This is a genomic window from Pseudomonas sp. 13B_3.2_Bac1 (genome assembly GCF_025466205.1).
Classification (GTDB): Bacteria; Pseudomonadota; Gammaproteobacteria; order Pseudomonadales; family Pseudomonadaceae; genus Aquipseudomonas; species Aquipseudomonas fluorescens_H.
Genome location: NZ_JANLOG010000057.1, coordinates 1 through 13,018 on the forward strand (window position 1 = coordinate 1; position 13,018 = coordinate 13,018).

Here is a 13,018-nt window from a genome sequence, read left to right on the forward strand (position 1 = left end):
TACCCGGTGTATTCAGGTAGAGATTGGTCGGCTGTCAGGCCGCCATCGCTGGCAAGCCAGGCTCCCACAGGGGTTGAGTACATCTGCAATGGATCAGTGAGCTATCAGGACGCCTTCGCGAGCAAGCCCTCTCCCACAATTTCAACCCGGTGTATTCAGGTAGAGATTGGTCGGCTGTCAGGCCGCCATCGCTGGCAAGCCAGGCTCCCACAGAGGTTGAGTACATCTGCGATGGATCCGTGAGCTGGCAGGACGCCTTCGCGAGCAAGCCCGCTCCCACAGTTTGAACCCGGTGTATTCAGGTAGAGATTGGTCGGCTGTCAGGCCACCATCGCCAGCAGGCTGGCTCCTACAATTTAGCAAGCGCACACACCATGCGGCGAAGCCACCCCACTCCAGGATGAGCGCAAGCTCGGCTGTCGCTCTTGATCTTGATCCACGGGCGACGTCGGAAGGCTGAGTGGAGGGATTGATCCGGGGGTGGGAGCGCAGCGACCGTTTGGCGCAGCCAAACACAGCGAGAGGAGGTGCAGCGAAGCAAACCGGAGGCGCTGCGCCCGGATCGATCCCGGAGCGAAGGGACCCCGAGCCTCAGCGAGCGGACCGAACGCAGGAGCAAGACTTTTTGGTTACTTTTGAGGCGTTTGTCAAAAGTGACTCGCTGTAAGAGCGAAACCGCCAGCCGCAGCACCCGCAGAAACGGATATTCACTCAATCAGACAGAGCATGGTCGCCTGTCAGGGCGCCATCGCGAGCAGGCTCACTCCTACAGAAAAGCAAATCGCAGCCAACAAAAAACCCGCAGACGATCACTCATCTGCGGGTTTCCCGTTCCAGCGGCAAAAAGATCAGAAATCCTCCAACCGCCACACCTCATAAGCCGGCGTCTCGTAAGGGTGGCTCAACTTCAAAGCCGCCACCACATCACGAATCAACTCGTCACAAACGACAAGCTCAACCTTCCATTCCTCAACTTGCTCAACCTGCCCCGCTTGCCCAATAAACGGCTGACTGCCATCCAACGGACGAAACTGGCCCAGACCGAGCACCTGCCACGCACAGTGGTCATAGTCACCGATCCGCCCACCACCGGCAGCGAACACAGCCCCCTTGACCACCTCGACATGACTGTCAGGAACAAAAAACGCCAGCTTGTACACAGGCCTTAGTTCACCCAGACGCGCGCGTTACGGAACATGCGCATCCAAGGAGCATCCTCGGTCCAGTCTTCCGAACGCCACGAGTTCTGCACCGCACGGAACACACGCTCCGGGTGCGGCATCATGATCGTCACACGACCGTCGCGGCTGGTGAGACCGGTGATCCCGCGCGGCGAACCGTTCGGGTTGGCCGGGTAGGCTTCGGTGACCTTGCCGTGGTTGTCGACGAAACGCATCGCCACGCAACCGGACAGATCGGCCTCCAGCAACGCCTCTTCGCTTTCGAATTCGGCATGGCCTTCACCGTGAGCGATGGCAATCGGCATGCGCGAACCGGCCATGCCCTGCAGGAAGATCGAGTTCGACTCCTGGATCTGCACCATCGCCACGCGCGCTTCGAACTGCTCGGAGCGGTTGCGCACGAAGTGCGGCCAGAACTCGCTGCCCGGGATCAGCTCGTGCAGGTTGGACATCATCTGGCAACCGTTGCACACGCCGAGGGTGAAGCTGTCGTTACGCTCGAAGAACCCCTGGAACGCATCGCGGGCACGGCTGTTGAACAGGGCCGACTTGGCCCAGCCTTCACCGGCGCCGAGGACGTCGCCGTAGGAGAAACCACCGCAGGCCACCAGACCTTTGAACTCGTTCAGGTCGACACGGCCGGCGAGAATGTCGCTCATGTGCACGTCGATCGCGTTGAAACCGGCGCGGTCGAATGCTGCCGCCATTTCCACCTGACCGTTGACGCCCTGCTCACGCAGCACGGCAACCTGTGGGCGGATGCCTTTCTTGATGTAAGGCGCGGCGATGTCCTGGTTGACGTCGTAGCTCAGCTTGACGCTCAGGCCTGGATTGTCTTCTTCCAGCAGCGCGTCGAACTCTTGCTCGGCGCAGTCGGCGTTGTCGCGCAGACGCTGGATCTGGTAGCTGGTCTCGGCCCACTGACGTTGCAGCAGACGACGCTGGCCTTCGAACACGGTGTCACCGTTGAAGGTGATGTTGATCTGGCCATTGTTCATCGGCTGACCGATCACCGACACGCAGTCACCCAGACCGGCCGCGCTGAACTGCGCGAGGATGTCCGGGGTGGCGTCCTGACGAACCTGGATCACTGCACCCAGTTCTTCGTTGAACAGGATCGCGGCGATTTCGGCCGAGTTTTCGGCAACGCTGTCCAGGTTCAGGCTCAGACCGCAGTGGCCGGCGAACGCCATTTCCACCACGGAGGTCAGCAGACCACCGTCGGAACGGTCGTGGTAAGCCAGCAGGTGACCGTCGGCGTTGAGGCCCTGGATCACCGCGAAGAAGGCTTTCAGGTCTTCGGCGTCATCGACGTCCGGAGCCTGCTTGCCGAGCTTGCCGTGAACCTGAGCAAGGATCGAAGCACCCATACGGTTCTGACCACGACCGAGGTCGATCAGGATCAGGTCGGTGGTGCCCTTGTCCATGCGCAGTTCCGGGGTCAGGGTCTGACGGATGTCAGCCACTGGCGCGAAACCGGTCACGATCAGCGACATCGGCGAGGTCACGGTTTTTTCTTCACCGTTGTCGTTCCAGCGGGTGGCCATGGACATCGAGTCCTTGCCGACCGGAATGGTGATGCCCAGCTCAGGGCACAGTTCCATGCCGACCGCTTTCACGGTGTCGTACAGACGCGCGTCTTCGCCCGGATGGCCGGCGGCGGACATCCAGTTCGCCGACAGTTTGATGTCGGAGATCTTGTTGATGCGCGAGGCGGCAATGTTGGTCAGGGTTTCGCCGATGGCCATGCGGCCCGACGCCGGAGCGTCCAGCAACGCCAGCGGAGTCCGCTCGCCCATCGCCATCGCTTCACCGGTGTAGACGTCGAAACTGGTGGCGGTAACTGCGACGTCGGCCACCGGAACCTGCCATGGGCCAACCATCTGGTCACGGGCCACGAGGCCAGTGATGGTGCGGTCGCCGATGGTGATCAGGAAGCTTTTGCTCGCCACGGCCGGGTGATGCAGGACGCGCTCGATGGACTCGCTGACGTCGAGGTTCGACGGATCGAAATCATCGCCCAGCTCGGCTTCGCGAACCACCGAACGGTGCATGCGCGGGGCCTTGCCCAGCAACACTTCCAGTGGCATGTCCACCGGGTTGTTGCCGAAGTGGCTGTCGGTCACGGTCAGTTGTGGCTCGGCAGTGGCTTCGCCGACCACGGCGAACGGGCAACGCTCGCGTTCGCAGATCGCCTTGAAGCGCTCGAAGTCGGCCGGACCGACCGCCAGAACGTAACGTTCCTGCGATTCGTTGGACCAGATTTCGTGCGGGGCCATGCCCGGCTCGTCGTTGGGAATGTTGCGCAGTTCGAAACGGCCACCGCGGTCGCCGTCGTTGACCAGTTCCGGGAAGGCGTTGGACAGACCGCCCGCGCCCACGTCGTGGATGAAGCTGATCGGGTTCTTGTCGCCCAGTTGCCAGCAACGGTCGATGACTTCCTGGCAGCGACGTTCCATCTCAGGGTTTTCACGCTGTACGGAAGCGAAGTCGAGATCCGCCGAACTGGTGCCGGTGGCCATCGAGGACGCAGCACCGCCGCCCAGACCGATGAGCATGGCCGGGCCGCCGAGCACGATCAGCTTGGAGCCGACCAGAATCTCGCCTTTCTTGACGTGTTCTTCACGGATGTTGCCCATGCCGCCGGCGAGCATGATCGGCTTGTGGTAGCCACGAACTTCGTCACCGTGCGGGGTGGTGATCGACTGTTCGAAGGTACGGAAGTAGCCAGTCAGGGCCGGACGCCCGAATTCGTTGTTGAACGCGGCGCCGCCCAGCGGGCCTTCGATCATGATGTCCAGCGCGGTAACGATGCGCTCAGGCTTGCCATACGGCACTTCCCACGGCTGTTCGAAGCCCGGGATCTGCAGGTTGGATACGGTGAAACCGGTCAGACCAGCCTTCGGTTTGGCGCCACGACCGGTTGCACCTTCGTCGCGGATCTCGCCACCGGAACCGGTGGACGCGCCCGGGAACGGGGCAATCGCGGTCGGGTGGTTGTGGGTTTCGACCTTCATCAGAATGTGCACCGGCTCCTGCACCGCGCCGTACTGGCGGGTTTCCGGATCCGGGAAGAAGCGGCCGGCGACGTTGCCGACGATCACCGAGGCGTTGTCCTTGTAAGCGGACAGCACGCCTTCGCTGTGCATCTGATAGGTGTTCTTGATCATGCCGAACAGGCTTTTTTCCTGGCTCTCGCCGTCAATATCCCAACTGGCGTTGAAGATCTTGTGGCGGCAGTGCTCGGAGTTGGCCTGGGCGAACATCATCAGTTCGATGTCGTGCGGGTTGCGCTTGAGACCGTTGAAAGCGTTGACCAGATAGTCGATCTCGTCTTCGGCCAGGGCCAGACCGAGTTCGGTGTTGGCTTTTTCCAGCGCGGCGCGACCACCGCCAAGGATGTCGATCGCGGTCAGCGGCTTCGGCTCGGCGTGGCTGAACAGACCGGCGGCCTGTTCCAGGTTGCCCAGAACGATCTGGGTCATGCGGTCATGCAGCACGTCGGCGATTTGCTGGGCTTCGGTGTCGCTGAACTGGCCGGCCACGTAGAACGCGATGCCGCGCTCCAGGCGCTGGATCTTGCTCAGGCCGCAGTTGCGGGCGATGTCGCTGGCCTTGCTCGACCAAGGCGAGATGGTGCCGAAACGCGGCAACACCAGAAACAGACGACCGGTCGGCTCTTGTACCGGAACGCTTGGGCCGTACTTCAGAAGGCGCGCAAGCACCTGCTGTTCGTCGCCGGTCAGGACGCCGGTGACTTCGGCGAAGTGAGCGAATTCAGCATACAGGCCACTGACAGCTGGAACCTTCTGGCTCAGTTGCTCAAGGAGTTTGCTGTGGCGAAAGGCAGAAAGGGCAGGAGCGCCGCGCAGGATCAACATCTTCGGGACAGCCTCGGGAAGGGGTGTGCTTTGAGGCCGTGCATTCTAGCCTAAACCGCCCTCAACATCACCCGAAACGCTACGCACGGTTGCACTCGGATATCAATCTGTGTTTCTGCCTTTGAAGTCAAATTTCGAGGGTGTGCGAGCAGCGCTTATTTTTTCTGTCACAAAATGCCGTTCAGCCCCATTCCTGCGGGGTTTCGTGCGGTTTTGTGATCTCTAGCAGACAAGCCCTTCACTGTCGAGATATGGCGCCCGCAGCCGTTTGCGTATACTGCGCAGATGTTTTTCCCAACGGCTTTGCGTCCGCGGTACGCCAAATGGCTGATCGCAACCGGACTCTTCCTGATGCTCGGTGGTTGTGTTGATAAACCCAACACACTCGAGCGCGTAAAGGAGGATGGTGTGCTGCGGGTGATTACCCGTAACAGCCCCGCCACCTACTTCCAGGATCGCAGCGGTGAAACCGGCTTCGAATACGAGCTGGTGAAGCGCTTCGCCGACGATTTGGGGGTCGAGCTGAAGATCGAGACCGCCGACAACCTCGATGACCTGTTCAACCAGATCGGCAAGCCGAACGGCCCGGTGCTGGCCGCGGCCGGCCTGGTCAGCAGCGAGGAGCGCAAGAAACAGGTGCGCTTCTCCCACTCCTACCTCGAAGTCACCCCACAGATCATCTATCGCAACGGCCAGTCGCGACCGACCGACCCGGCCGATCTGGTCGGCAAGAAGATCATGGTGCTCAAGGGCAGCACCCACGCCGAACAGCTGGCGGAGCTGAAAAAGAAATTTCCCGGCATCGAATACGAAGAGTCCGACGCCGTTGAAGTGGTCGACCTGTTGCGCATGGTCGATGAAGGCCAGATCGACCTGACGCTCGTCGACTCCAACGAAGTGGCGATGAACCAGGTGTACTTCACCAACATCCGCGTGGCCTTCGACCTCGGCGATGCGCGCAGCCAGAGCTGGGCAGTGGCCGCCGGCGAAGACAACAGCCTGCTCAACGAGATCAATGCCTACCTCGACAAGGTGCAAAAGAACGGCACCCTGCAGCGCCTGAAAGACCGCTATTACGGCCACGTCGATGTCCTCGGCTACATGGGCGCCACTACCTTCGCCCAGCACTTGCAGCAGCGTCTGCCCAAATACGAACAGCACTTCAAGACCTACGCCAAGAAAGAGAAAGTCGACTGGCGCCTGCTGGCGGCTATCGGTTATCAGGAATCGCTGTGGCAACCGGCGGTCACGTCGAAAACCGGCGTGCGCGGCCTGATGATGCTGACCCAGAACACCGCTCAGGCCATGGGCGTATCGAACCGTCTCGATCCCAAGCAGAGCATCATGGGCGGCGCCAAGTACCTGGCCTACATGAAGGATCAGCTCGACGAGTCGATTCAGGAGCCGGACCGCACCTGGTTCGCGCTGGCGGCGTACAACGTCGGCAGCGGTCACCTCGATGACGCACGCAAACTGGCGTCCCGCGAGGGCCTGAACCCGGACAAGTGGCTGGACGTGAAGAAGATGCTGCCGCGCCTGTCGCAGAAGCAGTGGTACAGCAAGACCCGCTACGGCTACGCCCGGGGCGGCGAACCGGTGCATTTCGTAGCGAACATCCGTCGCTACTACGACATCCTGACCTGGGTGACCCAGCCGCAGCTTGAAGGCGATCAGGTGGCCGAGGGCAATCTGCATGTGCCCGGTATCGACAAGACCAAGCCGGCGCAGGAGCCTGCGCCGCTCTAATCAGCACCCCAAATCAATTGTAGGAGTGAGCCTGCTCGCGATAGCGATGTGTCAGCCAAGGTGATGGTGTCTGACACACTGCTATCGCGAGCAGGCTCACTCCTACAGGGGTTTTGTGTTGATTGTTAAGCCTTGGCAGCCGCCAGAATCAGCGCCTTCATCTCGGACACTGCCGACTTGAACCCGACGAACAACGCATGCGCCACCAGCGCATGGCCGATGTTCAGTTCGTTGATGCCCTTGATCGCCGCCACGGCTTCGACGTTGTGATAATGCAGGCCATGCCCGGCATTGACGATCAGGCCTTGCGCCAGACCAAACGCCACGCCGTCCGCCACGCGTTTCAACTCTTCAGCGACTTCGGTCGGGGTCTCGGCGTCGGCGTAGCGCCCGGTGTGCAGCTCGATGGCCGGCGCACCGACGCGCTTCGACGCAGCGATCTGGCGTTCGTCGGCATCGATGAACAGCGACACTTCGCTACCGATCTTCGACAGGCGCTCGACCGCTGCCCTGATGCGTTCCTCCTGCCCCGCTACGTCCAGGCCGCCTTCAGTGGTCAGTTCCTGACGGGTTTCCGGCACCAGACAGATGTGCGCCGGACGGATGCGCTCGGCGAACGCCATCATTTCTTCGGTGACGCCCATTTCAAAGTTCATGCGAGTCTGCAGCACATCCTTGAGCAGCAACACGTCGCGCTCCTGAATGTGCCGGCGGTCTTCGCGCAGGTGCACGGTGATGCCGTCGGCGCCCGCCTCTTCCGCGTCCAGCGCAGCCTTGACCGGATCCGGGTAGCGCGTGCCACGGGCCTGACGCAGGGTGGCGACGTGGTCGATGTTCACGCCAAGAAGAATGCGATTGCTGGTGGTCACGGATGCGCTCCTGAAGGGAAAGATTCGGCGCACAGCATATCAGGGCTTGCGAAAGAGCTCGCGGCTGACTAGGGGGCGACCGCCCAGATGAACGGCCAGTGCCTGACGCATCAGACGCTTGGCCGCCGACAGTGCGCCGGGGGCGGACCAATCGGCTTCAGCCATGGCCAGTAATTCAACGCCGTTGAACAAGCCCGGTTGCAGCAGGTAGACCCGCTCAAGCCCGGCATCCACTTGCAGGCGATAGAGACCGTCCGGCGCGACCGGTTCGCTGTGGATATCGGTGTTCAGGGAGAAGCCGTAACCGAGATCGTCCAGCAGGCGCCATTCAAAGGAGCGCAACAACGGCTCCAGCGGGCGACCTTCGGCCAGCGCCAACAGCGTGGCAGCATAGTGATCGAACACCGCCGGGTGCGGGTCTTCGGCGGGCAGCAGGCGGATCAGCAGTTCATTGAGATAGAGGCCGCTGAACAGCGCCTCGCCGACCATCCAGGTCGCATTACCGGCACTTTCCATGCGCCCGACATTCTTCAGCTCACCCTTGCCACGAAACTCGACTTCCAGCGGCACGAACGGTCGCGCCAGTGTCCCGGCCTTGCCCCGCGCACTGCGCAACACCGCCCGCAGCCGACCTTGCGGCGTGAGGAAGTCGACCAGCGCGCTGGTTTCGCGGTAGGCGCGCGAATGCAGGACGTAGGCGAGTTGGGCGGGAGGCGGGGTTTGCGACATGAAGTTCTCGATGAAGAAACGCGGTTTTGCACACAACCCAAAACTACTGTGGGAGCGGGCTTGCTCGCGAATGCGGTGAATCAGTCAAAGTATATGTCGACTGACACTGCGCATTCGCGAGCAAGCCCGCTCCCACAGGGGGGTCTCTGAAGGATCAGAAAACCGCTATTACAGGTCGCCGTAACCCAGCGAACGCAGTGCACGCTCGTCGTCGGACCAGCCGCCCTTCACCTTGACCCACAGGTTGAGCATGATCTTGGAGTCGAACAGCAGCTCCATGTCCTTGCGCGCTTCGGTGCCGATGCGTTTGATGCGCTCGCCCTTGTCGCCAATGATGATCTTCTTCTGGCCGTCACGTTCGACGAGGATCAGCGCATGGATGTGCAGGGTCTTGCCCTGCTGCTTGAACTCTTCGATCTCGACGGTGATCTGGTACGGCAGCTCGGCACCCATCTGGCGCATGATTTTCTCGCGCACCAGTTCGGCGGCGAGGAAACGGCTGCTGCGGTCGGTGATCTGGTCTTCCGGGAAGAAGTGATCGTTCTCCGGCAGATGATCGGCGATGACCTTTTCCAGCGCGTCGAGGTTGTGCCCGTGCTGCGCGGAAATCGGGATGATCTGCGCGTTCGGCAGCTGTTCCTGCAACCACGACAGATGCGGCATCAGCTCGGCCTTGTCTTCGATGCGGTCGGTCTTGTTCAGCGCGACGATCAGCGGGCCGGTCACGTACTGCACGCGCTCCAGGACCATCTGGTCTTCTTCGGTCCACTTGGTGCGGTCGACCACGAAGATCACCACGTCGACGTCTTTCAACGCCGCCGAAGCGGTCTTGTTCATGTAGCGGTTCAGCGCCTTTTCGCCACCCTTGTGCATGCCGGGGGTGTCGACATAGATCGCCTGCACGTCACCCTCGGTCTTGATCCCGAGCATGTTGTGGCGAGTGGTCTGCGGCTTGCGCGAGGTGATCGCGAGCTTCTGGCCGAGGATGTGGTTCAGCAGCGTCGACTTACCGACGTTGGGACGGCCGACGATGGCAACGTAGCCACAGCGAGTTGCGTTTGTATCAGTCATTGCCATTCTCCACGCCCAGGGCAATCAGTGCTGCGGCGGCCGCTACCTGTTCGGCAATACGACGGCTCACACCCTGACCCCGGCTTTTTTCATTCAATAAGACAACTTCGCACTCGACGAAGAAGGTACGGCAGTGCGGCTCACCCTGGATGTCCACCACTTCGTAGCGTGGCAGTTCGCAACCGCGCGATTGCAGGTGTTCCTGCAGACGGGTCTTGGGATCCTTGTTGGTGTCGACCAGCGTCAGACCTTCGAACTCGCCGGCCAGCCAGGCCAGTACGCGCTCGCGGGCGACATCCATGCCGGCATCGAGGTAGATCGCACCGATCAGCGCTTCGAGGGCATCGGCCAGAATCGATTCGCGACGGAAGCCACCGCTTTTCAGTTCGCCCGAACCCAGACGCAGGTAATCGCCCAAGTCGAAACCACGGGCCAGCACGGCCAGTGTCTCACCCTTCACCAGGCGTGCGCGCAAACGCGACAACTGGCCTTCGCGGGCCAGCGGGAAGCGATCGAACAACGCCTCGCCGGCGACGAAATTGAGGATGGCATCGCCGAGGAATTCCAGGCGTTCGTTGTTACGCCCGGCAAAGCTGCGGTGCGTGAGGGCCAGCAGCATCAGCTCCTGATCCTTGAAGGTATAACCGAGCTGGCGCTCGAGACGGCTTAGAGAAACGCTCACGGTTTACCCACGCTGAGTTCGTGGCTGGATTCCACCGCCATCGCCGGGGTACGGCGCAGGCCTGGGACAATTAACGCTGTGTTCAAAAATTACATCCTGAATATCGTGGCTTCATGCCCCGGAGCCGATTTGTGTCGACTCCAGAAATGCATTCGGCGCTGTGGTCAACAGCGCCGTGTTTGATTACTTGATCAGGCCAACCCGCGAGAAATTCGGCAGGTGGCTGAGTTTCGGTTCCGGCCAGCTCATCCAGACAGCGAAGGCTTTGCCGACGATATTCTGGTCGGGAACCATGCCCAGCAGATCCTTGGGAATGTTCGGGTCATCCCAGTAGCGACTGTCGTTAGAGTTGTCGCGGTTGTCGCCCATCATGAAGTAGTGCCCGGCCGGCACGGTCCAGGTATGGTCCGGCGTAGCGCGGTAGCGGCTCATTTCCTTGCGGATCAGGTGCTCGGCGGCGCCGAGTTTTTCCTTGTAGAGTTCCGCGCTGCCCAGCGTGCCCGGCTCGGAGCCGACCAGTTGCTCGGCAATCGACTCGCCATTGACGAACAGACGCTTGTCAGCGGTGTAACGCACCGTATCGCCCGGCAGGCCGACTACACGCTTGATGTAGTTGACGTTCGGGTCGCTCGGGTAGCGGAACACCATCACATCGCCACGCTGTGGATCACCGACTTCGATGACTTTCTTGTCGATCACCGGCAGGCGGATCCCGTAAGAAAACTTGTTCACCAGAATGAAGTCGCCGACGTCCAGGGTCGGTTTCATCGAGCCGGACGGGATCTGGAACGGTTCCACCAGGAACGAACGCAGCACCAGCACGATGAACAGCACCGGAAAGAACGACTTGCCGTATTCAACCAGCAACGGCTCTTTGTTCAGCTTCTCGACCACCACGGGCTCGGGCTGGCTGACACTGCCTTGATAAGAGGCAATGGCAGCACGCCGACGCGGCGCCAGGAACAGCAGATCGAGCAACGCCAACAGGCCGCAGACGAACACGGCGATGACCAGCAACAGCGGGAAATTTAGTGACATAGGACCTGACTATTCCAACCTGAGCACGGCAAGGAAGGCTTCTTGTGGAATTTCCACGTTGCCGACCTGCTTCATGCGTTTCTTACCGGCCTTTTGCTTTTCAAGCAGCTTTTTCTTACGGCTTACGTCACCGCCGTAGCATTTGGCCAATACGTTCTTTCTGAGTGCCTTGACGGTGGTCCGGGCGACGATCTGACCGCCAATGGCAGCCTGGATGGCCACGTCGAACATCTGACGAGGAATCAGTTCTTTCATCTTCTCGGTCAACTGGCGACCTTTGAAGTGCGAATTGTCACGGTGCACGATCAACGCCAGGGCGTCGACCTTGTCACCGTTGATCAGCACGTCCAGTTTCACCAGATTAGCCGATTGGTAACGATCGAAATGGTAATCCAGCGAAGCATAGCCGCGACTGGTGGATTTGAGGCGGTCGAAGAAGTCCAGGACCACTTCGTTCATCGGCAAGTCATAAGTGACCTGCACCTGATTGCCGAGGAACAGCATGTCGACCTGTACGCCGCGTTTCTCGATGCACAGGGTGATGACGTTACCCAGGTGCTCCTGCGGAACCAGGATGTTGGCACGCACGATTGGCTCGCGCATGTCTTCGATCGCCGACACATCCGGAAGCTTGGATGGGTTGTCGACGTAAATCGTTTCACCGGTTTTCAGCACCAGCTCGAAAATTACCGTTGGCGCGGTGGTGATCAGGTCCAGGTCGTATTCGCGCTCCAGGCGCTCCTGGATGATCTCCATGTGCAGCATGCCGAGGAAGCCGCAACGGAAGCCGAAGCCCAGTGCATCGGAACTTTCCGGGGTGTACTGCAGCGACGAGTCGTTCAGGGTCAGTTTCTGCAGCGCTTCGCGGAAGTCCTCGAAGTCGTCGGAGCTGACCGGGAACAGACCGGCGTAAACCTGTGGCTGAATGCGTTTGAAGCCGGGCAGCACCGGGACATCCGGAGTCGAGCTCAGGGTCAGGGTGTCACCGACCGGCGCACCGTGAATGTCCTTGATGCTGGCAATGATGAAGCCCACTTCACCGGCCTTGAGGTCAGCGGTGGCGGTGTGTTTCGGGTTGAACACACCGACGCTGTCGACCAGGTGGATCTTGCCGGTGGATTTCACCAGAATCTTGTCGCCCTTCTTCACGCGGCCATGACGCACGCGCACCAGGGAGACAACGCCCAGGTAGTTGTCGAACCAGGAGTCGATGATCAACGCTTGCAGCGGATCTTCGATGTTGCCGGTCGGCGCAGGAATGGTCGCGACCAGACGCTCGAGCACTTCGTCGACACCCAGGCCGGTTTTGGCGCTGCAGGTGACGGCGTCGGTGGCGTCGATGCCGATGATCTTCTCGATCTCGTCCTTGACGCGGTCCGGCTCGGCCTGTGGCAGGTCGATCTTGTTCAGCACCGGCATGACTTCGAGGCCCTGCTCGATCGCGGTGTAGCAGTTGGCCACGGACTGGGCTTCAACACCCTGACCGGCATCGACCACCAGCAACGCACCTTCACACGCCGCCAGGGAACGGCTGACTTCGTAGGTGAAGTCGACGTGGCCCGGGGTGTCAATGAAGTTCAGCTGGTAGGTGACGCCATCTTTGGCTTTGTAATAGAGAGTAACGCTGTGGGCCTTGATGGTGATCCCGCGTTCGCGCTCCAGATCCATGGAATCCAGTACCTGGGCTTCCATTTCACGCTCGGCCAGGCCACCGCACATCTGGATGAAACGGTCAGCCAGCGTCGACTTGCCATGGTCAATGTGGGCGATGATGGAGAAATTGCGGATATGACTCAAATCACTCACGGATCAACACTCAAA

9 protein-coding genes are annotated in these 13,018 nt (G+C 60.7%); 1 reads left to right on the top strand and 8 read right to left on the bottom strand.

Features of this window, described 5'->3' with window-relative positions; genetic code table 11:
- Positions 1–848: 848 nt before the first annotated feature.
- Both NTD85_RS09190 and purL read right to left on the bottom strand, forming a co-directional pair.
- A complete protein-coding gene (locus tag NTD85_RS09190) occupies positions 849–1,160 on the bottom strand; it encodes a YqfO family protein (RefSeq protein ID WP_064586102.1) in 312 nt (103 codons plus the stop codon).
- Positions 1,161–1,165: 5 nt separating this feature from the next.
- Positions 1,166–5,062, bottom strand: a complete 3,897-nt coding sequence (gene purL / locus NTD85_RS09195) for a phosphoribosylformylglycinamidine synthase (RefSeq protein ID WP_262141994.1) — start codon at positions 5,060–5,062, stop codon at positions 1,166–1,168.
- 285 nt (positions 5,063–5,347) lie between these two features.
- Between purL and mltF the strand changes: the two genes are divergently transcribed.
- Positions 5,348–6,808, top strand: a complete 1,461-nt coding sequence (mltF, locus tag NTD85_RS09200) for a membrane-bound lytic murein transglycosylase MltF (RefSeq protein WP_080593223.1) — start codon at positions 5,348–5,350, stop codon at positions 6,806–6,808.
- 125 nt (positions 6,809–6,933) lie between these two features.
- Here the strand turns inward: mltF and pdxJ are convergent, their stop codons facing one another.
- From pdxJ to lepA, 6 genes are all read right to left on the bottom strand, one after another.
- Entirely contained in the window at positions 6,934–7,677 is a 744-nt protein-coding gene (pdxJ, locus tag NTD85_RS09205) for a pyridoxine 5'-phosphate synthase (protein WP_007957371.1), read from the bottom strand.
- 39 nt (positions 7,678–7,716) lie between these two features.
- Positions 7,717–8,406, bottom strand: coding sequence for a DNA repair protein RecO (gene recO, locus NTD85_RS09210; protein ID WP_103484915.1), 690 nt, complete (start codon positions 8,404–8,406; stop codon positions 7,717–7,719).
- A 168-nt stretch (positions 8,407–8,574) separates the two neighbouring features.
- Entirely contained in the window at positions 8,575–9,477 is a 903-nt protein-coding gene (era, locus tag NTD85_RS09215; RefSeq protein WP_003221935.1) for a GTPase Era, read from the bottom strand.
- Positions 9,470–10,159, bottom strand: a complete 690-nt coding sequence (gene rnc, locus NTD85_RS09220) for a ribonuclease III (RefSeq protein ID WP_024011703.1) — start codon at positions 10,157–10,159, stop codon at positions 9,470–9,472. The genes era and rnc overlap by 8 nt, the downstream gene beginning before the upstream one ends.
- Positions 10,160–10,342: 183 nt before the next feature.
- Entirely contained in the window at positions 10,343–11,197 is an 855-nt protein-coding gene (gene lepB / locus NTD85_RS09225; RefSeq protein ID WP_003221931.1) for a signal peptidase I, read from the bottom strand.
- A 9-nt stretch (positions 11,198–11,206) separates the two neighbouring features.
- Positions 11,207–13,003 carry a translation elongation factor 4 gene (lepA, locus tag NTD85_RS09230; RefSeq protein ID WP_003221926.1) on the bottom strand — a complete coding sequence of 599 codons (1,797 nt, stop codon included), beginning with the start codon at positions 13,001–13,003 and terminating at the stop codon, positions 11,207–11,209.
- Between the last annotated feature and the right edge of the window lie 15 nt (positions 13,004–13,018).

Excerpts from the sequence above, each read along its gene's own strand:
- purL (WP_262141994.1), bottom strand. The coding sequence starts at position 5,062 with ATGTTGATCCTGCGCGGCGCTCCTGCCCTTTCTGCCTTTCGCCACAGC.
- mltF (WP_080593223.1), top strand. The coding sequence starts at position 5,348 with ATGTTTTTCCCAACGGCTTTGCGTCCGCGGTACGCCAAATGGCTGATC.
- recO (WP_103484915.1), bottom strand. The coding sequence starts at position 8,406 with ATGTCGCAAACCCCGCCTCCCGCCCAACTCGCCTACGTCCTGCATTCG.
- era (WP_003221935.1), bottom strand. The coding sequence starts at position 9,477 with ATGACTGATACAAACGCAACTCGCTGTGGCTACGTTGCCATCGTCGGC.
- lepB (WP_003221931.1), bottom strand. The coding sequence starts at position 11,197 with ATGTCACTAAATTTCCCGCTGTTGCTGGTCATCGCCGTGTTCGTCTGC.